Annotated in this window: 19 protein-coding genes; 7 read left to right on the forward strand and 12 right to left on the reverse strand. The window is 46.6% G+C overall.

Translation table 11 applies throughout. The features are described from left to right. Positions 1-917 precede the first annotated feature (917 nt). The 3 genes from Nant_RS10745 to Nant_RS10755 all read left to right on the forward strand — a co-directional run bounded on the left by Nant_RS10745 (position 918) and on the right by Nant_RS10755 (position 5,821). Positions 918-3,071: a glutamine synthetase III family protein gene (locus Nant_RS10745; protein WP_054341647.1), complete on the forward strand. Its 2,154-nt coding sequence runs from the start codon at positions 918-920 to the stop codon at positions 3,069-3,071. Between the two features lie 160 nt (positions 3,072-3,231). Next, positions 3,232-3,984 carry an NAD(P)-binding domain-containing protein gene (locus tag Nant_RS10750; protein WP_054341648.1) on the forward strand — a complete coding sequence of 251 codons (753 nt, stop codon included), beginning with the start codon at positions 3,232-3,234 and terminating at the stop codon, positions 3,982-3,984. 58 nt (positions 3,985-4,042) lie between these two features. Further along, positions 4,043-5,821: a protein adenylyltransferase SelO gene (locus tag Nant_RS10755; RefSeq protein ID WP_054341649.1), complete on the forward strand. Its 1,779-nt coding sequence runs from the start codon at positions 4,043-4,045 to the stop codon at positions 5,819-5,821. 170 nt (positions 5,822-5,991) lie between these two features. Here Nant_RS10755 and Nant_RS10760 read toward each other — a convergent pair whose 3' ends face one another. The 7 genes from Nant_RS10760 to Nant_RS10790 all read right to left on the reverse strand — a co-directional run bounded on the left by Nant_RS10760 (position 5,992) and on the right by Nant_RS10790 (position 12,020). Further along, positions 5,992-6,330 (reverse strand): high-potential iron-sulfur protein, encoded by a 339-nt coding sequence (locus Nant_RS10760; RefSeq protein WP_082400191.1) that lies wholly within the window; start codon positions 6,328-6,330, stop codon positions 5,992-5,994. A gap of 4 nt (positions 6,331-6,334) precedes the next feature. Further along, on the reverse strand, positions 6,335-6,700 hold the full coding sequence (locus Nant_RS10765) for a rhodanese-like domain-containing protein (RefSeq protein ID WP_054341650.1): 366 nt from the start codon (positions 6,698-6,700) through the stop codon (positions 6,335-6,337). A gap of 47 nt (positions 6,701-6,747) precedes the next feature. Next, complete coding sequence (locus Nant_RS10770) at positions 6,748-8,472, reverse strand: SulP family inorganic anion transporter (protein ID WP_054341651.1); 1,725 nt, start codon at positions 8,470-8,472, stop codon at positions 6,748-6,750. 55 nt (positions 8,473-8,527) lie between these two features. Beyond that, positions 8,528-10,201 (reverse strand): bifunctional protein tyrosine phosphatase family protein/NAD(P)/FAD-dependent oxidoreductase, encoded by a 1,674-nt coding sequence (locus Nant_RS10775; RefSeq protein WP_054341652.1) that lies wholly within the window; start codon positions 10,199-10,201, stop codon positions 8,528-8,530. 15 nt (positions 10,202-10,216) lie between these two features. Continuing rightward, complete coding sequence (locus tag Nant_RS10780) at positions 10,217-11,098, reverse strand: MBL fold metallo-hydrolase (protein WP_054341653.1); 882 nt, start codon at positions 11,096-11,098, stop codon at positions 10,217-10,219. Between the two features lie 45 nt (positions 11,099-11,143). Continuing rightward, the gene (locus Nant_RS21860; RefSeq protein WP_054341654.1) at positions 11,144-11,356 is read right to left on the reverse strand and encodes a YgaP family membrane protein; all 213 of its coding nucleotides are present in this window, start codon (positions 11,354-11,356) and stop codon (positions 11,144-11,146) included. Positions 11,357-11,609: 253 nt separating this feature from the next. Then, positions 11,610-12,020, reverse strand: coding sequence for a hypothetical protein (locus Nant_RS10790; protein ID WP_054341655.1), 411 nt, complete (start codon positions 12,018-12,020; stop codon positions 11,610-11,612). Between the two features lie 221 nt (positions 12,021-12,241). Between Nant_RS10790 and Nant_RS21715 the strand changes: the two genes are divergently transcribed. Continuing rightward, on the forward strand, positions 12,242-12,424 hold the full coding sequence (locus tag Nant_RS21715) for a hypothetical protein (RefSeq protein WP_143773524.1): 183 nt from the start codon (positions 12,242-12,244) through the stop codon (positions 12,422-12,424). Between the two features lie 42 nt (positions 12,425-12,466). On the opposite strand, the gene Nant_RS10795 is transcribed toward Nant_RS21715, so the two are convergent. Beyond that, on the reverse strand, positions 12,467-12,823 hold the full coding sequence (locus tag Nant_RS10795; protein WP_054341656.1) for a NifB/NifX family molybdenum-iron cluster-binding protein: 357 nt from the start codon (positions 12,821-12,823) through the stop codon (positions 12,467-12,469). 152 nt (positions 12,824-12,975) lie between these two features. After that, on the reverse strand, positions 12,976-13,398 hold the full coding sequence (locus Nant_RS10800) for a group II truncated hemoglobin (protein WP_338011160.1): 423 nt from the start codon (positions 13,396-13,398) through the stop codon (positions 12,976-12,978). A 411-nt stretch (positions 13,399-13,809) separates the two neighbouring features. Here Nant_RS10800 and Nant_RS10805 point away from each other — a divergent pair, with 411 nt between their 5' ends. After that, entirely contained in the window at positions 13,810-14,586 is a 777-nt protein-coding gene (locus Nant_RS10805; RefSeq protein ID WP_202904996.1) for a transporter substrate-binding domain-containing protein, read from the forward strand. Between the two features lie 193 nt (positions 14,587-14,779). On the opposite strand, the gene Nant_RS10810 is transcribed toward Nant_RS10805, so the two are convergent. Together Nant_RS10810 and Nant_RS10815 are read right to left on the reverse strand one after the other, a co-directional pair. Further along, on the reverse strand, positions 14,780-15,529 hold the full coding sequence (locus Nant_RS10810) for a TSCPD domain-containing protein (protein WP_054341658.1): 750 nt from the start codon (positions 15,527-15,529) through the stop codon (positions 14,780-14,782). Between the two features lie 123 nt (positions 15,530-15,652). Then, the gene (locus tag Nant_RS10815) at positions 15,653-17,815 is read right to left on the reverse strand and encodes an adenosylcobalamin-dependent ribonucleoside-diphosphate reductase (protein WP_054341659.1); all 2,163 of its coding nucleotides are present in this window, start codon (positions 17,813-17,815) and stop codon (positions 15,653-15,655) included. 276 nt (positions 17,816-18,091) lie between these two features. Here Nant_RS10815 and Nant_RS10820 point away from each other — a divergent pair, with 276 nt between their 5' ends. Next, complete coding sequence (locus Nant_RS10820; protein WP_076496003.1) at positions 18,092-19,732, forward strand: sensor histidine kinase; 1,641 nt, start codon at positions 18,092-18,094, stop codon at positions 19,730-19,732. Here the strand turns inward: Nant_RS10820 and Nant_RS10825 are convergent. Continuing rightward, positions 19,671-20,630 (reverse strand): TAXI family TRAP transporter solute-binding subunit, encoded by a 960-nt coding sequence (locus Nant_RS10825; RefSeq protein ID WP_238377121.1) that lies wholly within the window; start codon positions 20,628-20,630, stop codon positions 19,671-19,673. The two genes, Nant_RS10820 and Nant_RS10825, sit on opposite strands and share 62 nt — an antisense overlap. Before the next feature lie 431 nt (positions 20,631-21,061). On the opposite strand from Nant_RS10825, the gene Nant_RS10830 reads away from it, so the two are divergent. Next, complete coding sequence (locus Nant_RS10830) at positions 21,062-21,832, forward strand: DUF4197 domain-containing protein (RefSeq protein ID WP_054341660.1); 771 nt, start codon at positions 21,062-21,064, stop codon at positions 21,830-21,832. The last annotated feature ends 19 nt before the right edge of the window (positions 21,833-21,851 follow it).

Below are 21,851 nucleotides of genomic sequence, written 5' to 3' on the forward strand. Positions count from 1 at the left end.
ATATAACGGCTTTAAGCGGGCTACCCAGAACATTTGCTCCATGGCCTAATTCACACAACGTTGAGTTGCAAGATAGTGCTATTTCGAATCTTTCTGAATCTTGAATAGTACTATGCCCAAGCTGTCTTACCGTTTGCCGTTCTCCGATGAGCAATCCAATCAGTACACTCCAACAGTTCTGATGATGTGGCACCGACAGAAGGAGTATCACGAAAGTGAAAAACTATCTCGGCCTCAATTTTGGGTTCAGAGTACGCGCCAATAAAACATTCACTCAGTGATCCAGTAAGCTGAGTTACTGTTTTGTCGTATAAATTTGTCGTAGAAATAGGCCCATACTGGTTCGCACACGCCATATATAGGCTACATATTCAAGTTAGTAAACCCTATCTTCCTACCAACAGGAACCCAACCCTCGTCAAGGCGTTGTTCGTGAATGAGATGCGCTACTTTATAGGCGTCCGCAATAGTAAAGTTCGATAATCGTCAGGTAATAGGAACAAGTGGAGCGCAGTCATCCTGTGCCTTTTCAACTCCAAGGCCATTCTAATGCAGTGCGAATCATACGGGCACTCACTGGATTCAAAACGATAACGATACTATCGGTGGATTAGGCAAAGAAATGTTTACCAGTACAGATAATTATGTTCTAAAAATATCAAGCTTCGTACCAGAAAATGATGACGTAAAAAAACTTATACTAGCGGCGGTTATGTGCATTAATATGGTTTGAAGGAATAGTTGATTGTGAGTCGTTTTGATATCGCGCCTGTCCTGAATATTGAACGTGCCCATAGATATCTCTGTTTATTTAAAACACATCACATTAATATGGCACGGTTATTGCTTTATATAATAGATAAAATTTCTTAACCCTGTCCATCATGAACACTAGGATGCCTAGGAGAAGTATACATATGAGCGGTAATAAATCTCGTTTAAAAGCGATTCAGGAAATCACCAGCGCTAAACCATTTGAAACAGAAATGACACAACCGCTCAAAAAAATATGGGCGTGTGACGTGTTTGGTTTACATCAAATGGAAGAGTCATTATCAAAATCTGCTTTTAAAGCGATTAAGAAGACCGTGCAATCGGGTGCCGTGCTAGAGCCGAGTACTGCTGATATCGTAGCAGCGGCGATGAAAGACTGGGCGATGTCTAAAGGTGCCAAGTTCTTCTCTCATATATTCTACCCTATGACCAATGCCACTGCAGAAAAGCATGATGGTTTTATTATTACTAATTCCGATGGCACCTGTATTACCGAATTTACGGGTAGCTTGCTCATCAAGGGTGAACCAGATGGTTCATCATTCCCGAACGGCAGCTTGCGCATGACCAATGCTGCCCGTGGTTACACAGCATGGGATCCAACCAGCCCTCCTTATATGATGCATACAGCTAATGGCGCTGTATTGATGATTCCTAGTGTGTTTATGTCATGGACAGGTGAAGCGCTAGATAAGAAAATTCCTTTATTACGCTCCAACTCTGCGATGGATAGCGCCGCTCAGAAAGTATTGAAATTAATGGGTGAAACAGATATCGCCACATTAAATTCAAGCTGTGGCGCTGAGCAAGAATACTTCCTGATCGACGAAAACTTTGCAAACGCTCGCCCTGATTTACTGTTGGCGGGGAGAACTCTGTTTGGCGCTCCGCTCTCTAAAGGCCAACAGTTTGATGACCATTACTTTGGTGCCATACCTGAACGCGTTCAGGTATTTATGCAAGATTTCGAAGACAAATTATATCGTTTAGGTATTCCGGCAAAAACTCATCACAACGAAGTCGCCCCGGGACAATTTGAAATCGCACCGTATTTTGAATCCGCAAACGTTGCAGCAGATCATCAGCAGTTATTAATGACGATGATGAAAATCACCGCCAAAAAACATGGATTCCTTTGCTTGTTACACGAAAAACCATTTGCCGGCATTAACGGTTCTGGAAAACACGTCAACTGGTCAGTAGGTAATGCGACCCAAGGTAACTTGCTCGATCCAGGTCACACGCCACATGAAAACCTTAACTTCCTGCTCTTTTGTGGTGCAGTAATTCGTGGCGTGCACAAGTTTGGACCATTATTGCGTGCAGTTATCGCTTCTGCCGCAAACGATCATCGCTTAGGTGCAAACGAAGCGCCTCCAGCAATCCTATCCGTTTATTTGGGTACTCAGCTGGAAAAAGTATTTGATGATATTAAAACGGGCGCGCTTCATGTTCCTACCAGTGGCGGTTTGATGGATCTTGGCTTGTCGCAAATCCTGCAATTTGAGCGTGATCCTGGTGACCGAAATCGTACATCTCCTTTTGCGTTTACAGGTAACCGCTTCGAGTTCCGTGCAGTAGGTTCATCACAATCTGTCTCTGGCCCGTTGGTCGCTATGAACACCATGCTGGCTGATTCGCTGGAATGGATTGCAGGTAAGTTAGAAGCAGCCCTCAGCAACAATAGTAATGAAACGGAAGCGGTGTTTGCCGTTCTGAAAGAATTGATGGAAGAGCACGGCAATGTTATTTTTGGTGGTGACGGCTATTCGCCAGAATGGCATAAAACAGCAGTGGAAGAACGCGGTTTACAGAATATCCCGACTACCGCTGATGCTTTGCCTGTCTTAAAAACGCAAGAAGTTATTGACCTGTTCTCCAGGACGGGTGTGTTTACGCCGCTAGAACTCGCTAGTCGTTTTGAGGTTTATGCTGAACAATATGTTTTATCCATTGAAGTTGAAGCCAAACTCGTAATCGAAATGGCAACAACCATGATCTTCCCAGCCGCTATCAGTTACTTGTCCAGTATTGCGTCAACGGGCTTAACGCTAGAATACTCACCCCCCGGTGCCGTAGCCGAAACAGCTAGCGCTATGATGGCTTCGGTAGAGCAACTAAGCGAAGCGATAGCATTAGATCATTTTGATACGATAGAAGAACATATGAACTTCTTAGCTAAAGACGTATGCGGATTGATGCTCGATGCTCGTGCGTCAGCAGATAAGCTAGAAACATTAGTGGCTGATGATTTATGGCCATTGCCTAAGTATCGTGAAATGCTATTTATTAAATAATATTTATTATATTTTATAACTAAAGCTTTTTAAAAAACACCGGCCCAACAGCCGGTGTTTTTTTATGCTTTTTTAACATTGCCCGGGCGGTCTTTGCTCCTTCCTAACCAATTTCAAACCATATATGATCGTTATATTGATTTTTCTGCAAGGAGTTTAAATGACAGACTTGGGCATTCTTGGTGTAGGCCACCTGGCAGGCTATTGTGTCAGAGGATTACGTAACAGTGACGACCAACGATCCATACTGCTCTCCCCCAGAGGTGAAGCAATGGCCCGTCACCTGGCTGCAGAATGTTATTGCAACATTGCCGATAGCAACCAGCAGGTGGTTGATCAGTGCGATATTATTTTACTTGCAGTCCGTCCAATGCATCTTGACGACTTACTTCAAACTATAAACTTCCGGCCCGGACAGACCGTCATATCGGTCATCGCAGGAATCAGTCTGGAACAACTCAGGCAGTACCCGGCATTACAACAAACTGAACTGGTACGAGCACTTCCATCTACCAGCGCAGAGGTCAATGCCGGCCCAATCCCCCTTTTCCCAAGCAATCCTCTTGCTGAGGAGTTATTCGCCTCGCTGGGTCAAGTGGTAACTCTCACATCTGAAGCGCTATTTGACACAGCTCTGGCCCATGCCTGCTTACACGGCTGGAGTTATTTTTTGATTCAAGCCTTGATAGACTGGAGTACCAAGCAAGGCATGGACCCAACCACCGCCCGCCAAATGGTCGTTCATTCCATCAGTAGCTCAATCACATTTGCCGAAGCAAACCCGACATTAAGTTACAAAGAGATCGGCGACGCCATCGCCACCGAAGGAACCTTTACTCGTAAGGGAATTGAGCAGATCAAATCGGATAACGGTATCCAGAGCTGGATTGATGCTATGGAATCCATGAAATAGGAGACCATGCGTAAAAACCGTCCCATCCCAGGCACTCCCAGACACAAGGAACTTAGCCATGCCAACTACTGAGCATAATCAACACCATACGCCTGACGTATCATCCCAGGAAACACCCCCAACCGTCACGACGCTCGACGAGCTCGGAAAACTGGCAAACTACTCACTCATGGATACGCTCAACTGCGACCCTGACGCAAAAGCAAACGGCGCCGACCACGCGCCGCGACAAGTTTTCACGGGCCACTATGTCCCCGTCAATCCCACGCCAATCAAAGACCCCGAGTACGTCGCGCATAGTAAAGATTTTTTTCGCGAACTTGGTTTGGCCGACAGCATTGCACAGTCGGACGACTTCGTGCGGATGTTCTCCGGCGACATCTCACAGGCTCCTGCGCCGATGCGTAAAGTCGGTTGGGCGTGTGGCTACGCACTTTCCATCTACGGTACTGAATACACCCATCAGTGCCCGTTCCAAACCGGCAATGGATACGGCGACGGTCGCGCGGTGTCTGTACTTGAAGCCGTCATCAAAGATCGACGCTGGGAAATGCAGCTCAAAGGTGGCGGCCGGACACCATACTGCCGCGGCGCGGATGGTCGCGCTGTCCTGCGTTCCAGTATCCGCGAGTTCCTGGCACAGGAGCATATGCACGCGCTCGGTGTGCCAACCTCACGGGCGCTGAGTTTGTATGTTTCTAAAACGGAGAAGGTCAAGCGGCCGTGGTACTCGGAGGGCTCGCGCTCGAAAGATCCCGACAGGCTTATATCGGAGGCCGTCGCCATCTCGACGCGCGTCGCACCGTCATTCATTCGGGTCGGCCAACTCGAACTCTTCGCTCGCCGTGTCCGTAAACAGGAACACCCGAAAGCGATGCAGGAACTCGAGATGATTGTATTGCACTTGATCGATCGTGAATACGGTGACGTTATAGACACCAGACTAACCACTGCTGAAAAAGTGGTGTTGCTCGCGCGCGAGTTCCGCAGCCGTCTTACGTCACTTGTTGCTAACTGGATCCGCGTCGGCTACTGCCAGGGGAACTTTAACGGCGATAACTGCGCGGCCGGTGGTTTCACGTTGGACTACGGCCCATTTGGATTCTGCGAAGTATTCGACCCGCAATATCAGCCATGGACGGGTGGCGGACACCACTTCTCGTTCCTTAACCAACCCGTGGCAGCGGAACGTAACTTCCACATGTTTTGGGCGGCGTTGCGGCCGTTATTGGCCTCGCATCCGGATTCTCTGGAGCAGCTCGACGAGATTCGAAGCGGCTTTGCGGATGTGATGCAAACGAAAATGGAAGCAATGTGGGCAGCCAAACTTGGGCTGGATACTTTTCACCCGGCGTTGTTCAGTGAGCTCGAAACACTCATGGTGGAAATGCCAGTTGATTACACTATTTTCTTCCGCGAGCTTTCGAGCTTGCCTGACGACATTGGCCCACTCCAAAAAAGCTTCTATCAGGCGTCGTCGTATGCCGCAGACCCCGAAGAGATGAACAAACGCTGGTCACAATGGCTCGCAAAATGGACATCACTTATCGACAGCCCCAGCACGACCGGCGCGAATGCTGCTCAGTCCCGCTCCCGTAAGGAGATCTCCAGGCAGATGAAACTCGTCAACCCAAAATACAGTTTGCGAGAGTGGTTCGTTGTGCCGGCGTATCAGCAAGCGGCGGCGGGCAACTATTCTCTGGTTCGAGAGCTTCAGGACGTGATGACGCAGCCATACGCTGAGCAACCGAAGAACGTGGAGGATAAATACTATAGACTGAAGCCAGCTGAGTTCTGTGAGGTCGGCGGCTTGTCGTATTATAGCTGCTCATCGTGATTTTTCGAAAACTAATAGCCCAGGGACGGCACCCTTTAGGTGCCCTCCCCGCCGTCTTCTTTTCCGTGCATTAGCCTTTTGAAAATAAGATCAAGTCTGAGCCATTACATACTAATTTTCGGCTTTACTGCCGAAAATCATAGAAGTAATGCGACTAGCATATTATAAACTTAAGCTTTTTTAGCATAAGCTGAACACCAGCCTGTCGCGCGAACTTGCTTTCCTGCAAAGATAGCACAGGCTCCTGCGGTAGCTGATTTACTCGTATATAAAGCACAAGTAGCACACTTTTGCTCAGCTGTGTGCTTGGGCTGTTCTGCTGCATCTACAGTGGCTGTATCTTTTTTGTAACCTAAGCCAGTTGCCATTGGATCATCTTCGGTTAATTCAGGTAGCTCGTCAGCGTTCGCGCTAGTTGTAATGATTGTACCCGCTGCAATAGCGGTTAAACCAAAAAGGCTTTTCTTTAAAATATTTCTACGTTTTAGATCAATAATAGTTTGTTTCATTTTTTTACCCTTCGTTAGTAATGATATTGCGTTCACGGTATGCCTTCATTCCACCGGCGATGTATCTTGCGTTGGCGTAGCCCATTGAACGCAGTGTTGCTGCCGACAATGCACCTCGATTGTTCGCATTGCAGTAACACAAGATAACTGCGTCTACGTCGATAATCAGCCCTTCCACATTCATTTCAAGCTTGCCGCGGCTTATGTTCAACGACCCGTCGATGTGCCCGGCATCGTGTTCTTCCTTATCTCTAATGTCCAGCGCGATGGCACCACCGGCAAGCAGCGCATCAACCTGCTCCGGCAAAATATTTTGCACTTGAGACATGGCGTGGTCGGCAAGGGCTTGGAATTTTTCAGTATAGGCCATTGTGTATGGTCCTCATTTGAGTGGAACATTGTTTAAGGAGCGGCTGGTCATGCGTTTGGTAGTACTTTCAGAGCCTCGTAGGCTTCGAATTGTGACAGGAACACCTGACCCGACAGCTGAGACAAAAAGTGTTCTCGCTCCAAGCGGTCCATCACCGGACCTTTAACCTCGGATAAATGCAGCTTAACGTTCATTTCGTTCAGTCGTTCATTGATCGCTTCGAGGGATTCCAGTGCGCTGAGATCAATCTCATTGATGGCAGAGCAAAGCAAGATCACATGGCGAATTTTTTTATCACCGGCGACACGGTTGTGAATCTTATCTTCCAAATAGCGGGCATTGGCGAAGTACAGACTCTCATCTACGCGTAGGGTCACAATTTGGGGCGTGGTGATCACGTCGTGGCGCAGGATGTTGCGATAATGTTCAGTCCCGGGGACCTGGCCCACTTCTGCGATATGTGGTTTGGATGATTTGTACAGATGCAGCAAAACAGACAGCCCGACGCCAGCAGAAACACCCACTTCAACGCCCATAGTCAAGGTCACGACAATGGTGGCAAGAACTGCTGAGAAGTCGGCTTTTGAGTAATTCCAGCTACGCTTGAGGATTGAAAAGTCCACAAGACTAAGAACCGCGACAATAATGGTGGCCGCCAGCGTCGCTTTTGGCAGGAAAAAGATCAGGGGAGTTAGCGTCAGCGCTGCGATGGCTAAGCCGACTGCAGTAAAGATACCGGCGGCAGGAGTCTCAGCGCCAGCATCGAAGTTGACGACCGAGCGTGAAAATCCCCCGGTGACCGGAAAACCGCCGGTGAGCGATGCGCCAATGTTGGCGGCTCCAAGGCCTATTAGTTCTTGATTTGGGTCGATACGCTGACGCTTCTTTGCAGCAAGGGTTTGTGCGACCGAAATCGATTCCACGAACCCGATGATGGAGATCAGAAACGCGGGAAGCAGCAGTTGGCCAAGCAGCTCGGTAGAGAAGGACGGAAGTGTGAACGGTGGAAGGCTTTGTGGCACTTCGCCGACGATCTTTATGCCTTTATCTGCAAGTCCAAACGCCCACACGGCGACTGTTGTCGCAACGACGACAGCAACAGGTCCGGTTTTCACGAGAACCCCTGTCAGTCCATTGGACAGTCCAAAACGTTGCAGCAAAGGTTTCAGCCCCTTGCGTACCCAAAACAGGAAACCAGTGCCAAGGATGCCAATGATCGCGGTGATCCAGTTGATTTCTGATAGATGTTGCGTGAGTGAAATCACCACCTCTAACAGGTTGTGCCCATGTGCATCAATCCCGAGGATGTGTTTGAGCTGACTGGCGGCGATGATGATGCCAGAGGCCGTGATAAAGCCCGCAATTACGGGGTGCGAGAGGAAATTCGCGACAAAACCGAGACGAAAAAGGCCCATGGTTAATAAAATGATACCGGACAGCCCCGCTAATGAGAGCGCCGCAAGGGCATATCCCATCGTGCCTTGTTCCACGATATTACTGAGTGCCGCCGCCGTCATCAGCGATACGACGGCAACAGGGCCAACAGCCAGCGCACGACTGGTGCCGAAGACAGCATAGAGAATAATCGGCACGATGGACGCGTAAAGACCGGCCTCAGGTGGCAAGCCAGCAAGAAGTGCGTAGGCCAGCGATTGCGGGATCAACATGATCGTCACGATCAAGGCCGCGACAAGATCATTAGAGAGAGCAGATCGGTTGTAATCCCGCCCCCATGTAAGAATGGGCAGGTAGCGCGTCATATCAATCTTCATTTGCGTCTCTGAGGAGTTATGGCGATCCCCGCAAGATGGGGATCGCAAATTCTGCTTATTTAGCAGTAATTTCCTTGGGTTTTGCCAGCCATTCGCGGCCCTTTAGCATGCCTTTCCAATAGAGTGGGGGTAATATCTTTTCTTTGAGAAACCACGCCGCACGGCTTGGTTTTGTGCCGTCTATAATCGCCTTGGGGAAGCTGGGTAGCATTACGCCGCCGTAGCCAAACTCTGCCAGGACAATTTTGCCGCGTTCCACCGTCAGCGGACAAGATCCGTAACCGTTATACTGAGCTACGGGCGATTCGCCCTGCATATCTGCGATAATATTCTCGGCCACGACGGGCGCCTGAATACGTGCGGCTGCCATTGTTTTTGCATTTGGCGCGTTCATCACGTCGCCTAAGGACCATATATTGTCGTAGGTCTTATGCCGAAGTGTGGCCTGATCTACGTCAACCCAACCGGCTGCGTCGGCAAGCGCAGAGACGCGAATGAAGTCGGGTGCCGTTTGTGGTGGGCAGACATGCATCATGTCAAACTCCATCTCAATCCGCTCGACCGGTGTGTCGGGCTTTGTTACATCGAACCAGGCCTTCTTGGCCGGCCCATCTACCGCGACAAGGTTGTGGAAAAAGTTGAGACTGGCGTCGTATTTCTTGACGTATTCCATCAAGGCGGGGACGTAGTCCTTCACGCCAAATAGAACGCCGCCGGCGTTGTTGAACTGAATGTCTATGTTTTTCAGAACACCGCGTCGGTGCCATGCATCGCCAGACAGATACATGGCCTTTTGCGGCGCACCCGCGCATTTTATGGGCATAGGTGGCTGAGTAAAGATCGCGCGACCCTGCTTCATCGCTTCAACGAGCTCCCAGGTATAGGGAGCAAGATCATACCGATAATTGGAGGTCACACCGTTTTGGCCAAGCGTGTGAACCAGCCCCTCTATTTTATTCCAATCCAGCTTGATCCCCGGGCAAACGATCAGGCGTTTGTATTTTACGACGCGGCAGCCTTCCAGGATGACGGCATTGTTTTCAGGTTCAAACGCGGCAACAGCGGCCTTGACCCACTGAACACCTCTGGGGATCAATGATCCCATGGTGCGGGACGTCTGCTGTGCATTAAAAATGCCGCCGCCGACCATAGTCCAACCAGGTTGGTAATAGTGAACGTCGGCAGGATCGATGATCGCGATTTCCAGATCAGGCTGGCGCGATTTGAGACTTGCAGCGGCGGCTATGCCTGCTGCACCTGCGCCTATAATGACAATATCATAACTAGCATCGCCGGTATCCGTTGGGGTCTTGCCACCGTTGACAATACGGCGCACCACGCCGCCCATATCGTATCCGGCTGCTTTGGTCGCAGCGAGAATATCAGCAAGGCTGCGCTGGCCCGCTTGCGCAAGGCACCACAAGGTCGTCGAGCGTGTTCCCGTTCTGCAATAAGCGAGGGCCGGACCGGGCAATTCGTTCAGCATTTTATCAAAGTCGGCGGCGTCATTATCTGTGACCTTGCCCGACACAATCGGCAAATAAGCGACCTCAAGGCCGGCTTTCTTCGCCTCTGTCGCGATTTCCTCAAAGGTTGCCTGGTCTGCACCTTCTCCGTCGGGACGATTGCAGATAATAGCGCGAAACCCTGCAGCTTTGATGGCCAGAATATCTGCTGGCACTATCTGTGCGCTCACAGACAGGCCTGCGGTCAGTGTCTTAATGTCCATAATCTCTCTTCCTGATCAGATACCGTTGATAGGCACTTTTAACATTGGGTTGCCGTCCTGGTCTGTCGGTACTTTTCCGGCACGCATGTTGACCTGCAAGGATGGGATGATCAGTTTCGGCATGGAAAGCTGCGCGTCACGCGTCGTGCGGAAGTTAACAAAGTCTTCGCGGGTCTTGTCGCCACCGACGTGAATGTTGTTGGCTTTTTGTTCCCCCACCGTAGTTTCCCATTTGATGGCGCGGCCATTTGGGCCATAGTCATGGCACATGAACAGGCGCATCTCATCAGGCAGTGATAGCACCTTCATGATGCTATCATACAACTCACCCGCGTCACCGCCGGGGAAGTCGCAGCGCGCAGAGCCGCCATCAGGCATGAAGATAGTGTCGCCCGAAAAGGCCGCGTTGCCGACCACATGCACCATGCACGCGGGCGTATGGCCGGGTGTGTACATGGCAAACGCCTGCATGTTCCCAATCATATAGGTGTCACCGTCTTTGAATAACGCATCAAATTGCGATCCGTCGCGCTGAAATTCGGTACCTTCGTTGAAAATCTTGCCGAAGGTTTCCTGAATCACCATGATCTTTTCACCAACGCCAACCTTCCCACCCAGCTTTTGCTGAATGTAGGGCGCAGCGCTGAGATGATCCGCATGCACGTGTGTTTCAATGATCCAGTCAAGGATCAACCCGCGTGTTTGGATTTCTTCGATAAGAGCATCGGCTGCTTCATAGGTGATCCGGCCCGCAGCATAATCCATATCCATCACGCTATCGATAATTGCACAATGATCGCTGCTTGGATCTTTGACGATGTAGGTGATCGTATTCGTTGCTTCGTCAAAATGGGCTGAAACCTCAGGTTTGACTGATATATCGACGGCATAAGCCATGTGAGCTCCTCGACTGTTAAGTTTGGACGTGCGTTCGATTCACGATCATAACTTGCAGGTTCGAAGCCCAAAAATACGATATAGCGGACAGAACTTTATGGCCGACGTAGCAACCATAACGACGCCGAGGACGATCGAAACAATCGTTGCAGTGTTTGATTCAAACATCGCAAATCCACTCACGAACGGAACTGACAGTAAGATGATGCCTAATACGAGGCGGATCACGCGATCTATCGTGCCAATATTTGTAGTCATTTCACTCTCTCCTTTTAAAGATAAATTTTGTTTTAAACTTTACTGATAATGTCATCCGGTTTAAAAATAATTTTTATACATTTTTAACTCAGCGCTATTCGTATAAAGCAAAAATTACGCCAGAAAATTGATTGATTAAAGCGCCAGTATCAATACAACTTCGATACCGAGTGAACTGTTATTTGTTGTTTTTAGTGACTGCTATGCTATTAATGACAACTCCATGACATTAATGACATTTCTATCTCACTGCTTAAAAACTATATACGCGTACATTCTCAGAGGTCATCATGCTGGCCATTTCCAGTGGGGTTGCCACCTTAATACCGTCACGAAGATCTTGTACGTTATGTTCGCTATTAGGGAGATACAGCGCACATACGCTAATAGTGGCACCTTTTGACTGTAACTCGAGCATGATCTGCTCAGGGGTAACATTGCGTGGCTTCAATGCTTGGCTAATAGTAGACGAAAGTGCCAAATCACCCGCCTGATCACATAGCAGTACATCAATACACACTCCTTTGTCCTGCATAGCGCGGCCCAGTACCATTGCCATGCCTTGTGTTTGCAAAGAGTGACTGAGCACTATGATGAGTGCCTTATTTTCAGCAGATTGGCTCTCTGCATTCCCGGCAGTGGGAAGACGGTGTGTTACTTTCATAAACAACCCTTATAACTAATAGTTACTTCCTTATATTTATTTAATATATATGTTCACGCAAAATATGTAAAGGTAATGGGAGTGAATAATTGGATAAAAGAGCTGTCAGTGCACGAATAATGGACCGATTCAGTTTTTACATCTGAGAGTAGGGAAAACCTCTTTTAAAAGGTTGAAGTTGGAGATTGATGAGCAACAGAAGATAAGACAGCTATCACAGAATGCAGCGCGAACTATGCTACTCGACGCCTCTCGAAGATACATTGTGTCTTTGTTTTAATGATGGTCGACTGGAGTCTGACGTGAATAAAGGGAATCCCGACGAGTCCGGATCGGTAGCGCCGGTTTATATAACACACGGCTGCCCATTGCAGAATAGCAGTGTGTTATTTCGACTCAATTAACGTGTCGTTGCATATTAGTTTGTAGTGCCTCCACCCCTGTGACTACTTATTATGTCCGTGCTGATGCAGGTTAGGTTGCTCGCATTCTAATTTGCCTTTCAGATAGAGCAAAACAGCTTCTTCCGGATCTTTCTCTTTCGTTATTAAACTTAAAATACCTTTACGTTCAAGTCGTCCCATCAGTCCCTGACCCATCCCTCCAGCTATCAAAATATTAACGTCGTCAAGCGGATGCGATTCATCCTGAGAACTATCATGAAAGGATTGTTCCTTTCGTAATTCAAGAAGCTCACTGTTAACGATTATGTTGTTATTAGTAGTAAATACCCAAAAATTTCTACATCGGCCTGCATGTTCTGTAATATTTTTTCGATTCTGGCTTGTGACTGCAATTTTCATCACTACCTCATACTATATTGCCTGGATGAAACCTTTACGTGATAACATCACTCGATTTCAATTTTAATTTAGCGCGCTTTTTAAGATTAACACTCAACGAGCGTGGTTATATCTGAGGAATACTTTATTAGTTTATCTTTTACGCCGGCAGCTTAAATATTTCTCGCACAAACTGCTCTAATCCTTTCTGCCGGCACTCGTAACTGATTGATTAAATAGACTTTAAAAGTTTCTTCATATGGCTGGTTTTCAAGGGCTTTTTGCATGCAGTGTAGCCATGCTTCGCTTTCTTCTTCGCCTACGGGTAAATGCTGGTGAGCTGAAGGGATGCTTAGGCTGCCAAAAGCTGCGGCATATATCCTTGGGCCACCTAACCAACCTGATAAAAAGTAGGCGAGTTTTGTGCGTGATTCGGTCAAATCGCTTGGGTGCATATCGCGAATTTTTTTTGCTTCTGTAAATACACTCATGTTGTTGTAGAACTCATCCACAAGGAGTGTAATGCCTGCTAACTCTCCTGCTGCTTTATAGGAGTTGTCGTCTACTCCGTATCCATAATTTTTCTCATTCATCATCGTGATCCGTTTTTGCGCCTAACTTGATTAGCTATTGGCTTATAATATCGACCAGTCGATCTGTACGCTACTTAAGAGTTTACTATTACACCCATTAAGGTACCGGGTGAAAAGTACTGTCATAGCGTAGATTTAATAATCGGTTAGCTAGTGGTCTGAAATGATAACGGCGTTAACTACTCACGTTCATATATAATTAACTTCAGATTCAAGTCTCCATAAAAGATAACGGTATAAAAAATTAATTAAGGCAGCGCCCCTCGCAAGTGCTTAGCTATCAGTTATATATTTTTACATGTCGCTGCTTATATTTTTATTGGTTTTTTTATAATATTAATGTGACACTCGATTAACTTTTTTACCAAAAAAAACAGCAATGCATTTTAAAAATAACAAGGAAGATGGAATTTTATGAAATTACCTATGAAGTTATCTCAACTCTTACTCCTATTAGCTGTAACGCTTAGTTTTAATTCCTATGCTGATTTACTCCAGGATGTCCAGGAAAAAGGATATTTGACGGTAGGAACTACAGGGGATTACAAGCCATTCACCTTCTTTGATGGCAAGACTTATTCAGGTTATGACGTCGATGTAGCAAATCATATAGCGACACAACTCGGTGTTGAAGTGCGTTTTGTTAAGACGACATGGAAAGGATTAGTGGGTGACCTCCAAGAAGGTAAATATGATATCGCCATGGGAGGAATTACGCGCCGTATTTCTCGCCAATTAGCGGCTGAACAATCACAGGGCTATATGACATTTGGTAAGGTGTTCTTGGTTGCAAATGGCAAAGAAGCACTATACGACACACTTGAAGAAGTTAACTTACCAAGCGTTAAGGTAGGTGTAAACATTGGTGGAACTAACGAAAAATTTGCCGATGAATTTTTATCTAATGCGACTCTGGTAAAGTTTGAAAATAACCTTGATGTACCTAAAGCGGTATCTGAAGGTAAAATTGATGTAATGGTTACCGAAACGCCAGAGGCTCTTTATTACGAGACTACTGATAAGACTTTGCAAGCAGTACGTGACGAGAGCCCATTCACAAAAAGCCAGTTTGGTTACCTTATCCCAGTCGGTGAGCAGAGATTCCTGAATACAGTTAATTTTGTGATGGATGAAATGAAGTTAAAAGGTGTTGATAAAGCGCTAATGAAGAAAAACTCATTAATGAATTAATATTTACGTCTCAATAACAGGGCGAACAAGCCCTGTTATCCCCTGCTTGTTCTCTATCTACCGACACCCGTATCTACCTTAGCCTTATAATTTCAGAAAAATCACACTGCGAAGATAACGGTATAAATATACTAAAGATCCACTAGCAGAACTCAGTGCTGGTTAACAACTAACACATTAAAATACATAGGGCTTAAGAACACTTACTCTCTCCACAATTAAGACAGGTGTAACATCCATCCAAAAGTATGGCGGCCTTGATATGACATTTGTTACATAACCGGGCACTGTCGGGAAAACCACCGTTATCGTCATTTACTGCGTAGCTAACAACAACGTTATTCTGCGTGGCTGTGCGACGATCATATTCTGCTCTTTTTTCATCCAGAATCTGTTGCTGATGCGGATCTATGGATTGCTCCTTGATCAGGCCTATCATTTTCAAGTGGTTTTCAATGGATTCGCCAATTTCAGCCACCAATGAAGGCATAAATTTACCGCCTTTTTTAAAATAGCCGCCTTTGGGGTCAAACACGGCTTTTAGCTCTTCCACCATAAAGGTGACATCGCCGCCTTTACGGAATACCGCCGAGATAACGCGGGTAAGCGCCACTACCCACATGAAGTGGTCCATGTTTTTGGAGTTAATAAAGATCTCGTATGGGTGGCGTTGTTCATGCTCCGTATCCTGATTCAGGATGATATCGTTAATAGTGATATACAGCGCATGCTCAGACATGGGTGTTTTAATTTTATAGGTTGAACCCATTAAAAAATCCGGACGGCTGAGGTTTTCATGTACGGTTTCCAGACTCAATTCTAACCTTTGTTCTGGCTGTTTCAGCGCTACTTCTGGTGCCACAATTACTTTGTAAGCGATAATGGCTTGATCGATACAGACTATTTTTCCCTGTTCTGTTTTTTTCTGTTTTGTTAATGGCATACCGGTGTCCTCTTTGCTGTCTATTTATACGAAATTTTCTAATTAAACAGCCAATATTTTTATATAAATAATTATTATTTAGTATTAACTTAGTTAACTAAACTATTGTTTAATATGTTTTTATTAAAATTTTCCGTAGTAACCTTCTTTCAATGCATCAAACAAATTAGCGGCAGTATGATTCTCACCATCGTACTCAACTTCTGCATTACCTTTTAGCTCGACCACACTGCCATCTGCCAGCGTAAACTGGTACAAGGTGTTTTCCAGATCCTGCTCTTTAACCAGTACGCCCTGAAAAGCCTCTGGATTAAAGCGGAAAGTAGTGCAGCCTTTTAGCCCCTGCTCATACGCATAAAGATAGATATCCTTGAAATCGTCATAAGGATAATCGGTAGGTACATTGGCGGTTTTAGAGATGGATGAATCGATCCATTTTTGAGCCGCTCCTTGTATATCGACATGCTGTTTTGGATGTATATCATCTGCACAGATAAAGTAATCGGGTAGCTGCTGAGCAGGATCATCGCTATAGGGCATCGCTTCTGCATTAATCAGATGTCGATAGGCGAGAAGTTCATAAGAAAACACTTCGACTTTCACTTTAGATTTTTTCCCCTGACGAATAATGTTGCGCGAATAATGATGCGCAAAACTTGGCTCGATACCATTGCTGGCATTGTTACCTATGGACAGCGCAATGGTACCTGTCGGTGCGATGGAACTATGGTGTGTAAAGCGACAGCCATGTTCGGTCAACTGCTTAACTAGTTCGGGTTCGGATAAAGCGATCTTTTGCATGTAACGACTATAGCGTGCATGAAGTACTTTGCCGGCAACTGAGTCACCCACTTTGTAGCCATCATCGAGCATCTCGGGCCGTTTTCGCAGCATCTCGCCAGTAACCGCAAACTGCTCGTTCATAATCGGTGCGGCACCCTTCTCTTTCGCCAGTTCAAGCCCTGCGCGCCAGCCGGTAATGGCTAATGCTTTGCTCACTTGCTCAGTAAAATTAACGGAGGCGGCATCTCCATATTTCATTTGTAGCATAGTGATAGCCGAACCCAATCCCAAATATCCCATACCGTGACGACGTTTATGCGTGATTTCGTGGCGCTGCTCTTCTAACGGTAATCCGTTGATCTCTATGACGTTATCCAGCATACGGGTAAAAATAGTTACGGTAGTTTTAAAACCGTCCCAATCAAAACGCGCCCGGTGGGTAAAAGGGTCTACTACAAATTTTGTAAGGTTTATCGAGCCGAGTAAACAACTGCCATAGGGCGGTAACGGTTGTTCTCCGCAGGGATTAGTTGCACGTATGTTTTCACAGAACCAATTGTTGTTCTGTTCATTTACCTTGTCGATCAGGATAAAACCTGGCTCGGCAAAGTCATACGTGGCGCTCATAATAGCGTTCCAGAGATGCGCTGCCTTCACCGTTTTACTAATCTTGCAGGCAACCAATCCTGCATCATTGCAGATATAGCCCTGTTGAATCGGCCATTCACGCCAAAGCACCAGAGACGCGTCGTTAAGATCTATCGCATCGCGCTGCCGTGCTTGTTCGGTGAGAGGGAATGCTAACGGCCAATCTTTATCCGTTGTTACGGCATGCATAAACTGATCAGTAATCAGCAATGATAGATTAAATTGTCGCAGACGGGCATCTTCGCGTTTAGCCTTGATAAATTCGAGCACATCAGGATGCCCCACATCAAAGGTCGCCATCTGTGCACCGCGCCGCCCACCGGCTGACGATACGGTAAAACACATACGATCAAAGATATCCATAAAGGATAACGGCCCTGAAGTGTAGGCTCCTGCTCCCGAGACAAACGCATTTTTAGGCCGTAAGGTAGAAAACTCATAGCCGATGCCGCAACCTGCTTTTAACGTGAGACCTGCTTCGTGGTTTTTACCGAGGATATCATCCATAGAATCATAGATAGTGCCTGATACCGTACAGTTGATTGTGGATGTAGCAGGTTTGTGTTGTTGTGCGCCCGCATTGGCTATAACACGCCCGGCAGGGACTGCACCGTGACGTAACGCCCATAAAAATTGCTTGTACCAGTAGGATTGTTTTTTCTCATCATCCTCTACTCCCGCCAGCGCTTTAGCGATACGAATAAAGGAATCATCAATCGAATTATCCAGCACCTCGCCCTGCTTAGATTTTAAACAGTATTTACTATCCCAGATATCGAGGGACGTATCTTGCAGTACGATTTCACCTATCGCTTTTGTAGCGTGCTCTGTGATTATTTCTAACGTGGCGACCATGCGGCGCTCCTCTTAATACAACTATCAATATAAAAAATGACTAACAACTACATATTGATTTAATTATTGCAACAAACACCATATATAGTGTTTGATATGCATCAAGAAGCACAAATTAATAATTTTTTGTCTCCATGGAAGACTGACTTAATACTCTCAATGCAAAGCAAAGGATAAGTAGCCAACGAACAGGAATAAGAAAGTTAAGGAAGAGGGTTTCGTCTTGTGTCTGTCAGGTTATGATATGTAGTTCAAATGGCTTAAAAGACTCACATCATGCGCTTGTTGCAATATTTAAGTCAGCTCCGCCACCAGAAACCACTCGGTATACGCTTGCTGGCGGCTATTTTGCTGTACAGTTCTGCCATCACCTTGATCGCTACAGGCACTCAACTGTGGTTTGATTATCGCTATGAGCTGTCTGCTATTGATGAACGCTTGCTGCAGATTGAAGCGAGTTCACGTAATAGTTTGGCGAACAGTTTATGGGAGATTAGCCCGGCACAGATTCAGGTACAGCTGGATGGTTTATTGCAGTTGCCCGACGTTCGTTATCTGGAAATAAACTCACCCTTTCATGATTTTTATGTAGCAGGAAGCAAGCCGACAACAGGCTCGATTGTAGAGCGTCATTATGCGTTAGAGCATCATGACATTGGTCGTGGCCTCGTTCCTGTGGGTGAATTAACGCTGATTCTGAGCCTGGACGAAGTGTATCGACGGCTGGGTGATAAAGTCCTGCTGATTCTCGCATCACAGGGGATTAAAACCTTTCTGGTATCCATCTTTATCCTCACGCTGTTTCACCGGCTGATTACCCAACACTTGGGCAGCATGGCCGCCTATGCGCGCCGTCTTAAACTAGATCATTTGGATACCCCGCTGGATTTGAGGCGACATTCCAAACATCAGGATGACGAACTAAGTCAGGTAGTGAATGCCATGAACAGCATGCGGCGTTCGATGCTGCACGATATGAGCAAGCGTGAAGATGCGGAGCGTTCATTAGCCAAACTGAATACTGAGTTAGAACAACGTGTGGTTAAACGGACTCAAGAACTGGAAGAGCGTAATCACGAACTACACGACACGTTAGTGACACTACGGACAACCCAGCAACGGCTGGTTGAGTCCGAGAAACTAGCGGCGCTTGGCAGCCTGGTCGCGGGCGTGGCGCATGAAATCAACACACCTATTGGAATTGGTTTTACGGCAGCCTCTTTTCTGGTTGATCAGGCAAGTCTCTATCAACAGCGCATGCCAGACGACCCTTTAGCGAATACAGCGTTGGAAAGTAGCCGCTTAATTTGTCAAAACCTGGAGCGGGCAGCACAATTAATTAACGCGTTTAAGCAGGTATCTGTCGATCAGTCCAGTGAACAACAGCGTCGCTTTGATTTAGTCCAGTATCTGGACGAAATCCTTTTATCCCTCAACCCGCGCCTCAAGCAGTGTAAGCCTGATATTGTGATTAACGGACCAACACATATGCTGCTGAATAGCTATCCGGGCTGTTATTATCAAATTTTCACCAACCTGATTCTGAATTCATTAATTCATGGCTTTGAAGATCGTACCGGTGGCACTATTACTATTGATATCAAGCAGCAGCAAGAACGGCTGATTATCGATTACCGTGATAACGGCGTGGGTATTCCGGAAGATTGGCAGCACAAAGTATTTGAACCCTTTATGACGACAAAACGTAGCCAGGGTTGTAGCGGATTAGGAATGCATATTGCTTTTAATCTGGTAAACCAGTTGCTGCAGGGTCATATCTGTTGTTTAACCGATGTTAAGGGCGCCTACTTTCAGCTAGATCTACCGATGACCCTCGCGGTACGCCCCCCTCCCGTTATTGAAGCTGTTTCGACTTTGCCTTCGCTACCTGTTGCGCGACCTGCTTCGCTTCCATAAAGTATTTAGCGGCTCCCGGATGTAGAGGCAGTGGCAAACCGCTTGTGAGCATCATCTGTTCGGGATCGAGCGAACTGAACGCCGGATGTAAACGACGAAAACTATCAAATTGTGCAAATAGTGATTTTACAACGGCATAAGCTACCTCGTCTGGTAAATCTGCACGCGTAAACAGTGTGGCGTTAACACCGACGGTTTCCACATCGGGCAAGTCCGGTGAATAAAAGCTACCGGCAATACTTACCTGTCGGTAATACGGGTTTTTCAGGATTAACGTGTCACGGTCTTTTTTCGACAACCCAATCAGTTTACTACGGCAATCGCGCAGCGCTTCTTTGATAGTGCCACTGGGGTGGCCAACAACATAGAGTGTCGCATCGATACGATTATCGCACAGCGCAGTGGCTTGCTCTGCCGGTTCTAGCTGAACCACTTCGGCAAAGTCATTCAGCGTCCAACCATGCGCAGCCATTAACAACGCTAACGTGATCCGTTGGGAACTGCCCTCTTTACCGATATTAATACGTTTATTTTTAAGGTCATCAAAGCTATTAATAGCGGCGTCAGAGCGAACCAATACGGAAATATATTCAGGAAATAAGCTGACCAATGTACGCAACGGCACATCTGATTTGGCCACTTTATAGAGCTGTCCTGCTTCTGCAATACCCAGATCAAGCTCGCCGCTGCTTACTTGCGCCACATTAGTGACTGAGCCAAAGGTACTACGTACAGCACAGCGAATACCATGTTGCTGACGCGTTTGATTAATCAACCGGCACAGTGCGCCACCGGCGGGGGAATACAAGCCGGGAACGCCTCCGGTACCCAGTGTTATGATCTGATTTTCTGCATTAGCAGATGAAAGCGTTAGCCCGGCCAATAGACTAATTAACACGCAATTCAACGTACAATAACTCAGATAATATTTCAGTTTATTATCTCTAATTAGGTTTCGATTAAAATTTATTCTAGACTTTAAATACGATTTTAGTCTGTTTTTTAAACTAAGCTCAGGGCTATTTTTTAAACCAAGCTCAGGGCTATTTTCTAAACTAAGCTCAGGGCTGCTCTTTAAACAAAGTTCAGGACTGTTCTTTAACCCAGGATTCATGGACATTCTCTAGAGCGTGTAAATTTTTTAAGTAGGGAGTGTATCAGTACTATAATTTTTGTTATATTCCGCTCAGTAAAACACAGCAAATTAGCGCTGTACAGGGACTATTTTATTATGAATTATGATTTAAATATCCTGTTAATTTGTGGCTACTGACGGCTAGTAATCCGTTACAATACAAACATCTGAAGACAAGTACGGAAACTCTCATCATGCGTAAATTAACGATTTCAACTTTACTGCTCAGTGCAACACTGGCAGCAAGTACCAGCCATGCAGGCTGGGGCGATTTACTCGACAGCGTCAAAAAAACAGGTGGCGAACTATTACAACAACCCGCCAAGAATAACAGCAGCACTAATATTAGCAGTTCATCTCTTTCGTCCGAGACGCTTATTAATGGTTTACGTGAGGCACTGGCGGTAGGTAGTGAGCGCGCAATCAAACTGATTTCAGCAGAAGGTGGATATCTCAACGATCCGCAAATACGCGTCCCTCTGCCCGCAGGCCTGGACAAGCTAGCCGGCCCTCTGCGTCAGTTTGGTATGGGGGAACAGGTGGATCAGTTCGAGCAATCGATTAACCGCGCTGCCGAACGCGCTGCACCACAGGCTACCGCTATTCTGGTGGATAACATCAGAAGTATGAGCTTTGAGGATGCACGTAAAATCTACGAGGGTTCAGATGATGCGGCTACTCAGTACTTCCGTGAAAAAGCCGGCCCACAGATCGCTGCCTTATTTAAGCCTGAAGTCGATAGTGCTCTGAGTGAAGTAGGTGCCACGCGGTATTATAATGATTTAGCATCACAAGCGGCTCAGCTGCCCATCGTCGGACAACAAGTGACGGGGGATTTATCCAGCCATGTAACTAAGGCGGCCTTAGATGGTCTATTCCTGAAGATTGCAGCAGAAGAGAAGCTTATTCGTGACAACCCCGCCGCTCGTACTACTGATCTGTTGAAACAACTGTGGAGTCAGTAATCTGTTAGCGGCTGTTATC

The organism is Neptunomonas antarctica (assembly GCF_001305295.1).
Lineage (GTDB): Bacteria > Pseudomonadota > Gammaproteobacteria > Pseudomonadales > Balneatricaceae > Neptunomonas > Neptunomonas antarctica.